Raw genomic sequence first — 14,474 nt, 5'->3', positions numbered from 1 at the left:
CGCCTCAGCCCGGCCCGTGGGGCGGGCGCAGGATCGCGCGGTCGATGGCGCGGATGTCGCGGTGGCCGCACAGCGCCATCGTCATGTCGAGCTCCTTGCGGATGATCTCCAGGCAGCGGGCGACGCCCGCCTCCCCGCCCGCGCCGAGCCCGTAGAGGAACGAGCGGCCGATGAAGACGCCCTTGGCGCCGAGCGCCACGGCCTTCAGCACGTCCTGCCCCGAGCGGATGCCGCCATCCATCAGCACCTCGATGCGCGAGCCCACCGCCTCCACGATCTCCGGCAGGATCGCGATGGAGGACGGCGCGCCGTCGAGCTGCCGCCCGCCATGGTTCGAGACGACCAGCGACTCGGCCCCCGTGGCGACGGCCCGCTCGGCATCCTCCGCGTCGAGGATGCCCTTGAGGATCAGCGGCCCCTTCCAGCGGTCGCGGATGCGGGCCACGTCGTCCCAGTCGAGACGCGGATCGAATTGCTGCGAAGTCCAGGCGGAGATCGAGCGTGTGTCGCCGACGCCCTCCACATGGCCGACGATGTTGCGGAACGTCCGCCGCTTGGTGCCGAGCATCTGAAGGCACCAGCGCGGCTTGGTGAGGAGGTCGAGGACCGTGGAAGGCGTCAGGCGCGGCGGCGCCGAGAGGCCGTTGCGGATGTCCTTGTGGCGCTGCCCGAGGATCTGCAGGTCGAGGGTCAGGACCAGCGCCGAGCAGCCCGCTGCCGCCGCCCGGTCGATCAGCCGGTCGTTGAACGCCCGGTCGCGCATGAAATACAGCTGGAACCAGAACGGCGCCGAGACCGCCTCGGCCACGTCCTCGATGCTGCAGATGCTCATGGTCGAGAGGGTGAACGGCACCCCGGCGGCCTGCGCCGCCCGCGCGGCCAGGATCTCCCCGTCCGCATGCTGCATCCCCGTCATGCCGGTGGGCGCCAGGGCGACGGGCATCGCCACCGCCTGCCCGGCCATGGTGGTGGCAAGCGTGCGGTTCGTCATGTCCACCGCCACCCGCTGGCGGAATTGGATCGCGGCGAAGTCGTCCTCGTTCGCCCGGTAGGTGCCTTCCGTCCACGAGCCGGAATCGGCGTAATCGTAGAACATCCGCGGCACCCGCCGCTTGGCGATCCGGCGCAGATCTTCGACCGTGGTGATGGTGGGGTCCATCGGGGGCGTTCCTCCGTCTCGCCGCGATGCCGGGCCGGGGCATCCGCATCGCGCGAGGTGTGTTTTCCTCACCCTATACCGGCAGGCGGCCGTGCGGCCAGGCGCGGCGCGGCGCCTCAGCCCCCGCGCTTCGAGGCGGCGTCGCGCTGGCGCTCCACCTCGACGCGGATACCCCGCCCCGCGAGCAGGATCTCCGCCAGGAAGGCGCAGATGGCGATGAAGGTGAACACCAGGGCGAGGCCGAACAGGGCGAACAGCACCGAGGCCGCCGCGCCCTCGCGCAGGGCGCCGACATAGAGGGTGAGGATCGAACTGAGCACCAGCCCCGCCCCGACGCAGGCGAGCACCACCGCCGCGTCGAGGAGGACCGACCGGCGGTGCAGGAAGGCGAGGCGCACGGAAATCGCCCGCGCCGCGTCCTCGTCCGCCCCCATCAACTCCCGGTCGGCCGCGTTCACCTTGTCGGAGATCCGGGCGAGCCGGGTCGAGAAGGTGTTGAGCAGCGTCGCCAGCGCCGTCAGCAGGAAGGCGGGCGCGAGCGAGACCTGGATGATGTGGGCGATGTCGTCGGGCGAGTTGACGCTGAGCGCGCCGCCGAACAGGTCCATGCGCTGAAAACCCCCGGATGCGCCCGCGCGGAATGCGGGCGGCAGGGGCTTTAACGCATCATGGCGTCCGGGTCGTCACTCGGTCTTGGCCAGCGCCTTGGCCTGCGCGGCGAGGCGCGCCTTGCGGGCCTCCCGGATCATGATCTCCGCCCGCTCGGCCTCCGTGCGGATGCCCATGCGGTCGATGAGCTCGGTCCCCGCCCTCTTCTGCACGGCGTGCAGATCGGTCTTCGGCCGCGGCCCCTTCACTTGCCCCATTCCCCACCTCGTTGCGCCAGTATGGCCACGCTTGTGCGAAGGGGGATCTTGGGCGCTACCGCAGCGCGTCAACCCTGGACTGTACGAGGATACACAGAACAAAGCGGCCGGATGGGCGATTCCATCCGGCGCGCACGGCGTTTCGGACGGTTCCGGTCAGTTCAGGCTGGTCCAGCCGGTCGAGGCGATGGAGCGGTTCCAGGCATGGCCGGAGCCGTCCATCAGGTGGAGTTCCGTGGCGTCGGGATATTCCCGGCGGACCTTCTCGTAGGCTGCGTTGGCTGCGAACTGCGCCGACGATTCGTCGCCGGCCGAGATCGCGATCCGGCGAACGGGCTCGTCGTCGCCGTCGGCCATGATACCCAGCGTGAACTTGGCCATGGTTCCTCCCTTATATTCGTCGGGACAGTTCACCTCGCTTCACGCAATGGAGTCAATCGATCTTTCGGCGAGAGCCGTGATGGATGTTGTATTCCGTCATCCCGCACTTGCGAAGAACGCATATCGCGCTGCAATCGACGCAATCCGGGAGATCGGATTGCGGCACGGGCGACATGACTATTGCCGCCGGTTTGATCGAACCTGATCGAGAACGGGGCGGCGCTCACCCTCGTCGCACGCCGCCGCGACGGCACGGAAGATCCGGTCCGGGGCGAAGGGCGTGGCGGTGAGGCGGGCGCCGGTGGCGTCGCGGATCGCGTTGCCCAGCGCCGCCGCGACCGGGTTGAAGGGCGATTCGCTCATCGACTTGGCCCCGAGCGGCCCGACCGTGTCGTCCGTCCGGGCGAACAGCACCCGCGTGTCCGGGACGTCGCCGCAGGCGGGGATGTGGTAGTTGCGGAAGGTGCGCGTCGCAACTGCCCCCTCCCCGTCCAGGGCGACCTCCTCGTAGAGCGCGGCGCCGAGTGCCTGGGCCACGCCGCCCTCCACCTGCCCCCGGCACTGCATCGGGTTGATCACCACCCCCGCATCGGCGGCGTGGACGCTCGTGAGGATGCGCACGGACCCGCTCACCGGGTGGACCGCCACCCGGAAGGCCTGGACGTTGAAGGCGACCGAGCGCGGGCTCCCGTTCGAGCGGCCCGACGCCTCCAGCGGCGCGAGGTCGGCCAGCGCGATGCGCCCCGTGGGCGTCTCGACCGCGCCGTCCGCGAGGCGGCATGCCTCCGGTGCCACGCCGGTCCGCTCGGCCGCCCGCGCGCGGATCGCCTCGGCGAGCGCCAGCGCCGCCCGGTGGACCGCTTGGCCCGCGACGACGGTGCCGGTCGAGCCGTAGGCGCCGGTATCGTGCCCGACCGCGTCGGTGTCGGCGGCCTCGATCCGCACCCGCGCCGGGTCGGCCTGGAGCGCCTGCGCGGCGAACTGGCGGTGGACCGTCTGGCTGCCGTTGCCGAACTCGGCGGTGCCGGTGCGGACGCGATAGGTGCCGTCGGGCAGGAGGGCGGCGACGGCCTCCGCGTGGTGGCCGCGCGGGGGAATCGTGTCGAGCATCGCCATCGCCATGCCGGTGCCGACGCGCCAGCCCGGCTCGGGCGCCGGGCCGGGATCCTCGGCGAGCGCCGCCTGCGCGAGGTCGAGGCATTGGTCGAGGCCGTAGCTGCCGAACACTACGTCGTGCGGATGCAGGCTGTGGGCGATCAGCGGCTCGCCCGGCCGCACGGCGTTGATCCGGCGCAGGGCAAAGGGATCGATGCCGAGCCGCCGCGCCACCTCGTCGAGGGCGGATTCGAGGGCGAAGATCGTCTGGCTGAGGCCGTAGCCCCGGAAGGCGCCGGCCGGCGGGGTGTGGGTGTGGACCGCCCGCCCCTCCACCCGCTTGTTCGGGCAGGAATAGGCCGCCAGCACCTCGTTGCAGCCGTGGTGGAGTACGCCGCCGGCATGGTTGCCGTAGGCGCCGGTGTCGGAGAGCACGCCGAGACCGATCGCCGTGAGCCGCCCGTCCCGCTTGGCGCCCACCGTCACCCGCACGCTCATCGGGTGGCGGGTGGTGGTGGCCGCGAACTGCTCCTGCCGGGTCAGCTCCCATTTCACCGGGCGGCCGGTCCTGAGGACGGCCAGCGCCACCAGATCCTCGGTCAGCATCTCCTGCTTGCCGCCGAAGCCGCCGCCGACCCGCCCGCACACCACGCGGACCTCCTCTCGGGGCAGACCGAACAAGGCGCAGAGGGCGTCGCGGGTCAGGAACGGCACCTGCGTGCTGGTGCGCAGGGTGAGGCGGCCGTCGGCATCGCGCCAGCCGGCGCAGCCATGGGTTTCGAGATGGGCGTGCTGCACCCGCTGCGAGGCGAAGGTCTCCTCGTAGACGAGGTCGGCCTCGGCCAGGCCGGCGGCCACCTCGCCGACCTCGCCGCGCACCTCCGCCGCGAGGTTCGACCCGCCGTGGACGCGGGGCGCGTCCGGGTCGAGGGCGCGGGCGGGATCGAGCAGGGCGGGCAGAACCTCGTAGGTGACGCGAAGGGCCCGGCAGCCTGCCTCGGCGGCGGCCTCGGTCTCGGCGATCACCGCCGCGACGCGCTGGCCGGCGAAGCGCATGACGGGATCGAGCACCATCGTGTCGGCGGCGTCGTCGCGGGGGTCCTCGTGGCGCCCGGTGGAGAAGCGGCGCGGGGGCGCGTCCTCGTGGGTCAGGACAGTGACGACGCCGGGCACGGCGCGGGCGGGGCCGATGTCGATGGCGACGATCCGCGCATGGGCGTGGGGCGAGCGCAGCACCTTCAGGTGCAGCATCCCCGCCTCGGGGATGTCGAAGGTGAAGCGGGCGGTGCCCGTCACCACCCGCGGCGCGGCCGGGGCCGGCACGGAGCGGCCGACGCACGCGCCCTCCGGCGCCTCGACGCGCGCGATGCCCGCGATGGCGTCACGGATCGCCCCGTAGCCGGTGCAGCGGCAGAGGTTGCCCTTGAGGGCATCGCCGAGATCCTGGCGCCGGCCCTGGTCCAGGGCGGCGGCGGTCATCACCATGCCTGGGGTGCAGAACCCGCACTGGAAGCCCTGGGCGGCGAGGAAGGCGGCCTGGACCGGATGGGTCGGCGCCGGGGACTCGCCCGGCCGGCACGGGCCGGACAGGCCCTCGATGGTCGTGACCTCGGCGCCCTCGGCGCGGAAGGCCGGGACGAGGCAGGAATGGACCGGCTCGCCGTCGAGATGGACGGTGCAGGCGCCGCAATCGCCCGCGTCGCAGCCCTTCTTCACCCCGAACCAGCCGGCCTCGCGCAGGACGGTACGCAGGCATTGGCCGGGGCGCGGGTCGGCGTCGTGCGCATGCCCGTTGACCGTCAGCCTCACGCCCGTGCCTCCGTCAGTTCGGCCAGGATCTCGCCCGCGAAATGCAGGGTCATGTGGCGCCGCCAGTCGGGGCGGCCGTGGACGTCGTCGTAATACAGGCCCTCGGGGATCGCCGCCTCGACCGCGTGCAACAGGTCGTCGGGCTCAGGGGGGCGCGGGAAGGCGAGGCGCAGGGGGCGCGGCACCGAGGCCGTGACCGTGAGGGCGAAGGCGCCGTCCGCACCGAGCGTCCCGATGAGCAGCGCCCCCGAGCGCCCGTGCGGGCTGAGGCTGATCCGCCGGAAGGCGGTGCGCCGGGACAATGCCGAGGCCGGCAGGGTGACGCTGCGCAGGATCTCGCCGGGGGCGAGGGCGTTGCGCTGCGGCCCGATCACCACCTCCGGCACGGTCAGGCGGCGCTCGCTCCCGTCCGGCGCCCAGAGGAGACAGGTACCTTCGAGGGCGGTCGTCAGGGCGATGATCGGCCCGGCCGGCAGGGCGAGGCAGAGGTTGCCGCCCACCGTCGCCCCGTTCCACACCTTGAACGAGCCGAGCAGCGACCGGCAGCATTGCCGGACCAGCGGCGCGGCGATCCAGGCGGCGGGCAGGTCCAGCCGTTCGAGGGCGGCGACGGTGCAGGTGGCGGCGAGCGTCAGCCCCTCCGGCCCCGTCTCGTGCGCCGGCCAGCCGAGACCGGTCAGGTCGATGAGGCGGCGGAGCGCCGGCTGCGGCTCGGAATAGAGCCACGTGCCGCCCGCGAGCCACGCATCGCCCTCGCGCCAATCCGGCATCTCCGACCGGCTGCGGAGCCGGATCGTGGTCTCGATCGTGTGCAGGTCCATGGTGTCCCAGGGGATGGTGTTTGGGACCCCTTGGCAAGTTGCTTGCCGCCAGCCCTGCGTGGGGCGCTGGCCGGGCGGCGGCCGGGAGGACCCGGCCGCCGCCTGTGCGTCAGTTCGGCTTCAGGTCGTAACGGTCGAGGTTCATCACCTTGTCCCAGACCTTCACGAAGTCGCGCAGGAAGCGCTCCTGCCCGTCCGTGCCGGCATAGACCTCGGCCACCGCGCGAAGCTGGGCGTTCGCGCCGAAGACGAGGTCGCAGCGGGTCGCCGTGTACTTCGTCTGGCCGCTCCCGCGGTCATCGAGGGTGAACGCCTTGCCCACGCCGTCCGCCTTCTTCCACTCGTAGTCCATGCTGGTCAGCACGGTGAAGAAGTCGTTCGTCAGCACCCCGACCCGGTCGGTGAAGATGCCGTGCTGGGACCCGTCGTGGTTCAGGTTCAGCGCCCGCAGGCCGCCCGTCAGCGCCACCCATTCCGGGGCGGTCAGCGCCAGCAGGTGCGCCCGGTCGAGGAAGACCTGCTCCGGCGAGACCCGGCCCTGGGTGATCCGGTCGAAGCGGTCGTCCACGTAGTTGCGGAACCCGTCCACCACCGGCTTCAGCCACTCGAAGCTGTCGGCGTCGGTCATCGCGTCGGTCGTGTCCATCCGCCCCGGCGCGAAGGGCACCGTGACCGAGGCCCCGGCGTCGCGGGCGGCCTTCTCCACCGCCGCGCAGCCGCCGAGCACGATGAGGTCGGCTAGCGACACCTTCTTGCCGCCGCCGGCCCGGCCGTTGAACCCGGCCATGACGCCCTTCAGGGCCTCGATCACCGGCATGGCCCGGCGGTTGATCGCCCAGTCCTTCTGCGGCGCCAGCGCGATGCGCGCCCCGTTCGCCCCGCCGCGCTTGTCGGTGTTGCGGTGGGTGGAGGCCGAGGCGAAGGCCGCGTAGGCGAGGTCCGACACGGAATGCCCGAGGCCGAGGATCTCCGCCTTGAGGGCGGCGATGTCGCCCTCGTCGATCAGCGGGTGATCGACGGCCGGGATCGGGTCCTGCCACAGCAGGTCCGGCTCGAGGGTCTTCTCCGGCCCGAGGTAGCGCTCCTTCGGGCCCATGTCGCGATGGGTGAGCTTGTACCACGCCTTGGAGAACTGCAGCGTGAAGTAGTCGAAGTCGTTGAGGAACTTCAGGCAGATCTCGCGATAGACCGGGTCGGTCTTCAGCGCGATGTCGCTCGTCATCATCATGAGCGGGTGGGTCTTGCCGGGGATGTGGGCGTCCGGCGTGCGGGGGGCGTCCGGGTCCTCGGGCTCCCATTGCAGGGCGCCGGCCGGGCTCTTCGTCTGCTTCCATTCGAACTTGAAGAGGTTCGTCAGGTAGTCGTTGTCCCATTGGGTCGGGTTCGGGATCCACGAGCCCTCGATGCCGTTCGTCATCGTGTTCTCGGCGGCGCCCGTGCCCTGCGGGTTGTGCCAGCCCAGCCCCATCGCCTCGATGGGCGCGATCTCCGGCGGCGGGCCGATCCTGTCCGCCTTCACCATGCCGTGGCTCTTGCCGAAGGCGTGGCCGCCCGCGATCAGCGCGACGGTCTCCTCGTCGTTCATCGCCATGCGGGTGAAGGTGACGCGGATGTCCCGCGCCGAGCCCATCGGGTCGCCGTTGGCGTAGGGCCCTTCCGGGTTCACGTAGATCAGCGCCTGGTGGGAGGCCGCGAGCGGGTTCTCCAGGTCGTAATCGGGATCGCCGTTCTGGCCGCGCCAGCGCTTGTCGCGCGTGACCATGCTGTCGGGGGATTCGATGTTGTGCGGGTCCCACAGTTCCGGGCCCCAATAGGTGGCGTTGTCCGCCTCCCAGGCGTCGCGGCGGCCGCCGGCGAAGCCGTAGGTGGGCAGGCCCATGATCTCCAAGGAGATGGTGCCGGTCAGCACCATCAGGTCGGCCCAGGACAGGGCGTTGCCGTATTTCTGCTTGATCGGCCAGATCAGGCGGCGGGACTTGTCGGTGTTGCCGTTGTCCCACCACGAACTGATCGGGGCGAAGCGCTGCAGGCCCTCGCCCGCGCCGCCGCGCCCGTCGGCGATGCGGTACGTGCCGGCCGAGTGCCAGGCCATGCGGATCATCTGCGGGCCGTAATTGCCGTAATCGGACGGCCACCACGCCACCGAGCTCGTCAGGAACGCGCGGATGTCGGCCTTCAGCTGGTCATAGTCCAGCGCCTCGAAGGCGGCCTGGTAATCGAAATCGGCCAGCGGGTTCGCCTGCGGACCGTTCTGGTGGAGCATCTCGACGCGCAGGCGGTCGGGATACCAGTCCTCCAGGGTCGGCGGCGACGTCTGGGCCCCCCCGATACGGTCGCCGCCGAAGGGGCATTGGCCCGCGAGAACGTCCTTATAGGTTTCCATGCTTCGTTCCCCGTTCACTCGCCCTCAGTTTTAGGGCGAGATGCGGGTCCGTCACGGAAGCGGAGCCATACGTCGCATCATATTTAAGGATGCGCCCGGCGCAGCCGCATCACCGCCCGGTCGAGGGCGCCGAGGAAGGCGGAGCGGTCCCTGGCCGAGAACGGGGGCGGGCCGCCCGTCACCGCGCCGGCTTCCCGCAGTTCCTGCATGAGGTTACGGGTGGCGAGCGCCATCCCGACGGAGGAATCCGTGAAAGCCTTGCCGGTGGGCGAGAGGGCGCTCGCCCCCGCCTTCACGCAGCGGCTCGCCAGGGGCACGTCGGCGGTGATCACGATCGAGTGTGGGCCCGCGCGCTCGGCGATCCAGTCGTCGGCGGCGTCGAACCCGTCCGACACGATGACCCGCTCGATCCACGGCTCGCGCGGCACGTTGAGGAAGCTGTTGGCCACCACGTAGACGTGCAGCCCGTAGCGCTCGGCCACGCGGTAGGTCTCGGCCTTCACCGGGCAGGCATCGGCGTCGATGAAGATCGTGATCGGCTGCGGCACGGGCTCGTCCTAATTCGGTCGGCCGAAGGGATGCCCCTTCGGCGCCGCACGGTCCAGGCCCCCGCCGATGACGGATCTCGGCCTACGGGTGAGAGGCCGTGTCGAGAAGCTCCCGCGCGGCGCGGACGAACAGGCCGTCGGGCCCCGTGAACCCGTCGAGGATCGAGAAATGGTCGGCGCCCGGCACCGGCAGCAGCGCCCCCGGCGCGTGGGCGGCGGCCCGCAGGGCATGGAGGCGGCGGGCGTCGTGGACGAGGGCCGGCAATTCGCGGCTGCCATAGGCGAGCGTCATCGGCTTGTCCGGCACCGGCAGGCGCAGGGGCGAGAGCGTCGCGATCTCCCCGTCCGTCAGGGACAGCTTCTCGTTCAGGTAGGTGTCGCGGATCGGGGCGAGATCGTAGACGCCGGAGATGGCGAGCGCGCCCGCCACGGCCCGGTGCCCGAGATGCAGGGCGGCGAGATGGCCCCCCGCCGACCAGCCGGAGAGGATGATCGGGCCGCCGATCCCGTGGGCCTTCCCCTCCCCCGCGAGCCAGTCGAGGGCGGTGCCGATCTCGGCGGCGATGCCGGCGAGGCTCGCCTCCGGGGCCAGGGTGTAGCCCGGCATCGCCACCGCCCAGCCGGCGGCGTTCAGCCCCTCCGCGAGGCCGGCGAAATCGGCGCGGGCGTTGCGCTGCCAGTAGCCGCCATGGACGAAGACGAAGCAGGGCGCCTGCGCATCCGCCACCGGGAAGAGGTCGAAGCCGGTGCGCTCTCCCTCCGCGTAGGGGATGTCGAGACCGGCCGGGTGCGCGGCCCGGTAGCGCGCGGCGGCCGCGTTGCGGGTGGCGATCCGTTCCGCGCTGTCGGCGACAGCGTTGGTGTTGTCGTAGCTCGCGTCCCGCGCCCCCTGGTCGAGGCGCGGCCAGTCGAGGCGGGGATCGCGGGGCGTCGGGTCGTCGAGGACGAAGGCGGTCATCGGGTCTCGCGGGCTCAAGCGGCGGCCTTTTCCATGTAGCGGCGCCAGCCGCCGAACCCAGTGATGTCGGTGGCGCCGACGAGCCCCGTCGCCTCGCACAGGAAGCCCTTCGGCGCGGTGCCGTCGGCCAGGCGCACGGTGCCGATTCCCAGGGGGGCCGGGATGCCGGCGACGAACTCCCCGAAGGCGGCGGGCGACAGCGCCCAGACCTCCGTCGCGATGGCGCCGCCGCCCTCCCCCACCCGCACGAGGCCCGGCCGCTTCGGCGGGCCCCCGGGCAGGGCATGGAGGCGGTAATCCGGTGCGGTCTCCGCCGCGCGGAGGAAGCGGGCGCCGCGCCCGGTCAGCTCGTGGTTGAGGGGTAGCCCGGAGAGATGCGCGCCCACCACGACGAGCTCGATCTCGCCGGGCAGGGCCCGCGCCGGCCCGTCCTGAGCGGGCGGCACCGGCGCGCGGCTCGCGCCGATCCGCTCGGCCGAGGCCGCGTGCAGCCGCGCGCCGAGGGCGGCCAGCAACCCGTCCGCCCCACGGGGGCCGATGAGGGTGATGCCGGCGGGAAACCCGTCCGCGCGGGCGCGGCCCGGCACGGCGAGCGCGCACCAATCGAGCAGGTTCACGAAGTTCGTATAGGTGCCGAGTTCGCTGTTCGGGCCGATCGGGTCCGCCGCCAGGGCGGCGCGGGTCTGCGGGCGCGGATAGGTCGGCACGCACAGGACATCGACCCCGGACCAGACCGCGTCGGCGGCCCGGCGCAATGCGGTGAGGCGGTAGAGGCCGGCGAACGCATCCGCCGCCGCGTGGCGGGTGGCCGTGCCGATCACCGCCCGCGTCGTCTCGTGGAGGATGTCCGGCCGCGTCTCCATCACGGCGCGGATCGCTTCGTAGCGCTCGGCGACCCAGGGGCCGTCGTAGAGGAGGTCGGCCACGGCGAACATCGGCGCGAGGTCGATCTCGGCGGCCTGCCCGGCGATGTCCCGGAGGTCCGCCATCGTGGCGGCGAAGGCGTCCCGCGAGAGCGCATCGCCCCCGAAGCGCAGGCTCGGCCCATCCGGCACGCCGAGGCGCAGGCCCGGCGGCAGGCCGGCGGGGACGGGCGCCACCGGCAGGGGCCGCGACCACGGGTCGGCGGGGTCGAACCCGGCCATGACGCGGAAGGCAGCGTCGGCATCGGCGACGGTTCCGGCGAAGACCGAGATCGTGTCGAGGGTGCGGCAGGCGGGCAGCATCCCCCGGCTCGACACCGCCCCGAGGGAGGGCTTCAGCCCGACCACGTTGTTGAGCCCCGCCGGCACCCGGCCGGAGCCCGCCGTGTCGGTGCCGAGCGCGAAGGCGATGATCCCGTGCGACACCGCCACGGCCGAGCCGCTGCTCGATCCCCCCGGCACGTAGGCCGGGTCGATGGCGTTGCGCGGCACGGGATAGGGCGTGCGCACCCCGACGAGGCCGGTGGCGAACTGGTCGAGGTTGGTCTTGCCGATCAGGATCGCCCCCGCCGCGAGGAGCCGCGCCACGGCGGCGGCGGTCTCGGTGGGGGTGAAGGCGAAGTCCGGGCAGGCGGCGGTGGTCGGCAGGCCCGCCACGTCGATGTTGTCCTTCACCGCGAAGGGCACACCCCAGAGGGGCTTGGCCTGCGGGTCGAAGGCGCCCAGCGCGTCGGCGGCGGCCAGCGCCTCCGCCTCCGGCACCAGCGCGAGGAAGATGCCGGGATCGTCGATCTCCGCGATCCGGCGGTAGGCGCCGGCCACCACGGCGCGGGGGTCGAGCCCGCCTTCATAGGCCGCGTGCAGGGCGGGGATCGTCGGGAAGGGGGGCACGGCAGGTTCCATCAGGCGGCGACCGTCGCGGTGCGCGGTGCGTGGTGGCTGTGCAACTGCGCGGCGAGCATCCGGCGCAGGTCGTTGAAGGCCGGGCTCGACACGTCCCGGCGGCGCGGCAGGTCGACCTCGTGCACGGCCTCGATCCGGCCGGGGCCGGGCGACATCATCACGATGCGGTCGGCGAGGAAGATCGCCTCCTCGATGGCGTGGGTGACGAACAGGATCGTCAGCCCCGTCCGCGACCAGAGTTCGAGCAATTCGTCCTGAAGCCGCTCGCGGGTCATGGCGTCCAGCGCCCCGAAGGGCTCGTCCATCAGCACCACCTCGGCCTCGTTGGCGAGCACGCGGGCGATGGCGACGCGCTGCTTCATGCCGCCGGAGAGCTGGTGCGGATAGGCGTCCGCGAAGGCCTGGAGGCCGACGAGGGAGATGTAGCGCTCGGCGGTCTCCCGCACCTCGGCGGCGGGTCGCTTGCGGGATTTCGGGCCGAACCCGATGTTGTCGCGCACGGTGAGCCAGGGGAACAGGCCGTAATCCTGGAACACCATTCCCCGGCTCGGCCCCGGTCCGGGGATGGGCTTGCCCCACATCAGCGCCTGCCCGGAGGTGGGCGCCTCGAAGCCGGCGGCGACGCGCAGCAGGGTCGACTTCCCGCAGCCGGAGGCGCCGAGCAGGCAGACGAACTCGCCCCGCGACACGGTGAGGTTCGCCTCGCGCAGGGCCTCGGTGGTGCGCCCGTTGGCCCGGTAGGTCTTGCCGACCGCGCGCATGTCGAGGATCGGGACGGTGGGATCAGCCATGGGACGGGCTCCAGGCGAGGAGGAGGCGGCCGAGGCGCATGACCAGCCAGTCCGAGACGAAGCCCGCGACGCCGATCACCGCCATGCCGCAGATCACGATCTCGGTGCGGGAGAGTTGGCGCGCCTCCATGATGATCGCGCCGAGGCCGGTCTGGACGCCAGTCATCTCGCCGACCACGATCACCACCCAGGCGAAGCCGAGGCCGAGCCGCAGGCCGGTGAAGATCGACGGCAGGGCCGCCGGCAGCACCACCCGGGCGAATTGCGCCGGCCCGGTGCAGCCGAGCATCGCCGCCGCCTCGAACAGGCGCGGCTCCACCGAGCGCACCCCGAACACGGTGTTGACGAGGATCGGGTAGAACGCCCCCAGGAACACGAGGAAGAAGGCCGAGCGCGGCCCGAGGCCGAACAGGATCATCGCCAGCGGCAGCCACGCCGTCACCGGCACCGGCCGCAGGATCTGCAACACGGGGTCGAGCAGCGCCCGGACCACGGGCACCCGGCCGATCAGCAGGCCGAGCGGCAGGGCCGCCGCGGCGGCCAGCGCGAAGCCGCCGTAGACGCGCGTCAGCGAGGCCGCGAGATGCGTCCAGAGGGTGCCGCTGAAGGCGTCGTCGTTCACGCCGCCGATGGCGAGGTCGCGCATCTCGGCCCAGACCTCGGCGGGCGGCGGGATCAGGCTGTAGGGCCGGCCCGCCGTCGTCACCTGCCAGATCGCGAGGAGGATCGCCGGCACCACCAGGGCGAGGCCGGCCCGCGCCAGCCCGCCGCCGAGGGCGATCCGCGCGGGCGCCCGCGCCGGCATGGAGGCCGGAGCCGGCAGGGCGGGGGCGTCGATGCCGGTGCTCATGCCCGGCTCATCGCATCGACGAAGCGGGTGTCGATGAAGCCGGGCTCCGGCAGGCGCTTGATCTGCTTGAGCGCCAGCATGTGCTGGGCATAGGCGCCGGCCTGCCGCACCTCGTCCGGGCCGAGGCGCCACGTCAGCTCGACGTTCGGGGCGGAGAGTTCCAGCGCCTCGCGCTTCTGGCCGAGCTTGGCCACCGCCATGGCGATCATCGCCTCGCGGTTGCCGGCCGCGAACTCCGTCGCCTTGCGGTGGATGTCGAGCATGGTGCGCACCACGTCGGGGCGCTCGACCAGGGTGTCGCGATGGGCGCCGAACACCATGTTCAGCGCGCCCATCTCGGTGCCGTAGGGATATTCCACCAATTGCCCCACGCCGGAGGCGAGGCTGACGCCGGGGGCGGGCTCGGCGCCGACATAGGCGTCGACGTCGCCGCGCGCGAGGGCGATGTGCATCTCGGAGAAGGAGATCCGCACGGGGGTGATGTCCTTCACGGACAGGCCCTCCATGCGCATCCGCTCCAGGGCGAACACCTCCTGCGTGCTGCCGGGCCAGATCGCGACCCGCTTGCCGCGCAGGTCCTTGATCGCGTGGATGTCCGAATCCTTCTTGGCGATCACCGCCATCCCGCGGTTGCAGGTGGAGGCGATGACCACCAGCGGCTCGCCCGCCGCCGCCCCGAGCGTCGCCGCCGCGAGGCCGAACGTGCCGAAATCGACCGACTTGGTGACGACGGCGTTCTTGCACTCGGTCGGGCTCTCGAAGGGCACGACCTCCACCCGCACGTTCTGCGGGGTGAAGCGCTCGTAGAAGCTCGGCGCGATGGAATGGATGAGCTTGAGGGAGCCCATCCGGATCGTGACGGGGGCGCCCTCGGCCCGCGCGGCGCGGCGGGACAGGGGGGCGAGGGCGAGGCCGGCCCCGAGCCCGGCCAGGAGAGAGCGGCGGCGGATCATCGAACGGCTCCGTGAGATTCTCGATGACGAGAGG

The 14,474-nt window shown here is 72.2% G+C and carries 13 protein-coding genes; all 13 read right to left on the bottom strand.

Annotation, left to right across the window (positions count from 1 at the left end; translation table 11 throughout):
* Window positions 1-4 precede the first annotated feature (4 nt).
* The 13 genes from ACXJ1Y_RS03975 to ACXJ1Y_RS03915 all read right to left on the bottom strand — a co-directional run bounded on the left by ACXJ1Y_RS03975 (window position 5) and on the right by ACXJ1Y_RS03915 (window position 14,440).
* Window positions 5-1,159, bottom strand: coding sequence for an alpha-hydroxy acid oxidase (locus tag ACXJ1Y_RS03975; RefSeq protein WP_463848863.1), 1,155 nt, complete (start codon window positions 1,157-1,159; stop codon window positions 5-7).
* Window positions 1,160-1,275: 116 nt separating this feature from the next.
* Window positions 1,276-1,767 carry a DUF2721 domain-containing protein gene (locus tag ACXJ1Y_RS03970; protein ID WP_463848862.1) on the bottom strand — a complete coding sequence of 164 codons (492 nt, stop codon included), beginning with the start codon at window positions 1,765-1,767 and terminating at the stop codon, window positions 1,276-1,278.
* A 75-nt stretch (window positions 1,768-1,842) separates the two neighbouring features.
* Complete coding sequence (locus tag ACXJ1Y_RS03965) at window positions 1,843-2,025, bottom strand: hypothetical protein (protein ID WP_463848861.1); 183 nt, start codon at window positions 2,023-2,025, stop codon at window positions 1,843-1,845.
* Between the two features lie 156 nt (window positions 2,026-2,181).
* Window positions 2,182-2,406 (bottom strand): hypothetical protein, encoded by a 225-nt coding sequence (locus ACXJ1Y_RS03960; RefSeq protein ID WP_463848860.1) that lies wholly within the window; start codon window positions 2,404-2,406, stop codon window positions 2,182-2,184.
* Window positions 2,407-2,583: 177 nt separating this feature from the next.
* Complete coding sequence (locus ACXJ1Y_RS03955; protein ID WP_463848859.1) at window positions 2,584-5,310, bottom strand: molybdopterin-dependent oxidoreductase; 2,727 nt, start codon at window positions 5,308-5,310, stop codon at window positions 2,584-2,586.
* Complete coding sequence (locus ACXJ1Y_RS03950) at window positions 5,307-6,131, bottom strand: FAD binding domain-containing protein (RefSeq protein ID WP_463848858.1); 825 nt, start codon at window positions 6,129-6,131, stop codon at window positions 5,307-5,309. The genes ACXJ1Y_RS03955 and ACXJ1Y_RS03950 overlap by 4 nt, the downstream gene beginning before the upstream one ends.
* Window positions 6,132-6,240: 109 nt before the next feature.
* On the bottom strand, window positions 6,241-8,514 hold the full coding sequence (gene katG, locus ACXJ1Y_RS03945; protein ID WP_463848857.1) for a catalase/peroxidase HPI: 2,274 nt from the start codon (window positions 8,512-8,514) through the stop codon (window positions 6,241-6,243).
* 83 nt (window positions 8,515-8,597) lie between these two features.
* Window positions 8,598-9,062, bottom strand: coding sequence for a YaiI/YqxD family protein (locus ACXJ1Y_RS03940; protein WP_463848856.1), 465 nt, complete (start codon window positions 9,060-9,062; stop codon window positions 8,598-8,600).
* 82 nt (window positions 9,063-9,144) lie between these two features.
* Window positions 9,145-10,020 carry an alpha/beta hydrolase gene (locus ACXJ1Y_RS03935; RefSeq protein ID WP_463848855.1) on the bottom strand — a complete coding sequence of 292 codons (876 nt, stop codon included), beginning with the start codon at window positions 10,018-10,020 and terminating at the stop codon, window positions 9,145-9,147.
* Window positions 10,021-10,034: 14 nt separating this feature from the next.
* Complete coding sequence (gene atzF / locus ACXJ1Y_RS03930) at window positions 10,035-11,846, bottom strand: allophanate hydrolase (protein ID WP_463848854.1); 1,812 nt, start codon at window positions 11,844-11,846, stop codon at window positions 10,035-10,037.
* Window positions 11,846-12,637, bottom strand: coding sequence for an ABC transporter ATP-binding protein (locus tag ACXJ1Y_RS03925; RefSeq protein ID WP_463848853.1), 792 nt, complete (start codon window positions 12,635-12,637; stop codon window positions 11,846-11,848). The genes atzF and ACXJ1Y_RS03925 overlap by 1 nt, the downstream gene beginning before the upstream one ends.
* Window positions 12,630-13,487, bottom strand: a complete 858-nt coding sequence (locus ACXJ1Y_RS03920; protein ID WP_463848852.1) for an ABC transporter permease — start codon at window positions 13,485-13,487, stop codon at window positions 12,630-12,632. The genes ACXJ1Y_RS03925 and ACXJ1Y_RS03920 overlap by 8 nt, the downstream gene beginning before the upstream one ends.
* The gene (locus ACXJ1Y_RS03915) at window positions 13,484-14,440 is read right to left on the bottom strand and encodes an ABC transporter substrate-binding protein (protein WP_463848851.1); all 957 of its coding nucleotides are present in this window, start codon (window positions 14,438-14,440) and stop codon (window positions 13,484-13,486) included. Before ACXJ1Y_RS03915 ends, ACXJ1Y_RS03920 begins: the two co-directional genes overlap by 4 nt.
* Window positions 14,441-14,474 lie beyond the last annotated feature (34 nt).

It is taken from the genome of Methylobacterium sp. TK26, from assembly GCF_055361565.1.
Note: the sequence above shows the minus strand (reverse complement) of the source record. Positions and strands in the feature narration are given on the sequence as shown.

Excerpts from the sequence above, each read along its gene's own strand:
- ACXJ1Y_RS03975 (WP_463848863.1), bottom strand. The coding sequence starts at position 1,159 with ATGGACCCCACCATCACCACGGTCGAAGATCTGCGCCGGATCGCCAAG.
- ACXJ1Y_RS03970 (WP_463848862.1), bottom strand. The coding sequence starts at position 1,767 with ATGGACCTGTTCGGCGGCGCGCTCAGCGTCAACTCGCCCGACGACATC.
- ACXJ1Y_RS03965 (WP_463848861.1), bottom strand. The coding sequence starts at position 2,025 with ATGGGGCAAGTGAAGGGGCCGCGGCCGAAGACCGATCTGCACGCCGTG.
- ACXJ1Y_RS03960 (WP_463848860.1), bottom strand. The coding sequence starts at position 2,406 with ATGGCCAAGTTCACGCTGGGTATCATGGCCGACGGCGACGACGAGCCC.
- ACXJ1Y_RS03950 (WP_463848858.1), bottom strand. The coding sequence starts at position 6,131 with ATGGACCTGCACACGATCGAGACCACGATCCGGCTCCGCAGCCGGTCG.
- katG (WP_463848857.1), bottom strand. The coding sequence starts at position 8,514 with ATGGAAACCTATAAGGACGTTCTCGCGGGCCAATGCCCCTTCGGCGGC.
- ACXJ1Y_RS03935 (WP_463848855.1), bottom strand. The coding sequence starts at position 10,020 with ATGACCGCCTTCGTCCTCGACGACCCGACGCCCCGCGATCCCCGCCTC.
- atzF (WP_463848854.1), bottom strand. The coding sequence starts at position 11,846 with ATGGAACCTGCCGTGCCCCCCTTCCCGACGATCCCCGCCCTGCACGCG.
- ACXJ1Y_RS03925 (WP_463848853.1), bottom strand. The coding sequence starts at position 12,637 with ATGGCTGATCCCACCGTCCCGATCCTCGACATGCGCGCGGTCGGCAAG.
- ACXJ1Y_RS03920 (WP_463848852.1), bottom strand. The coding sequence starts at position 13,487 with ATGAGCACCGGCATCGACGCCCCCGCCCTGCCGGCTCCGGCCTCCATG.
- ACXJ1Y_RS03915 (WP_463848851.1), bottom strand. The coding sequence starts at position 14,440 with ATGATCCGCCGCCGCTCTCTCCTGGCCGGGCTCGGGGCCGGCCTCGCC.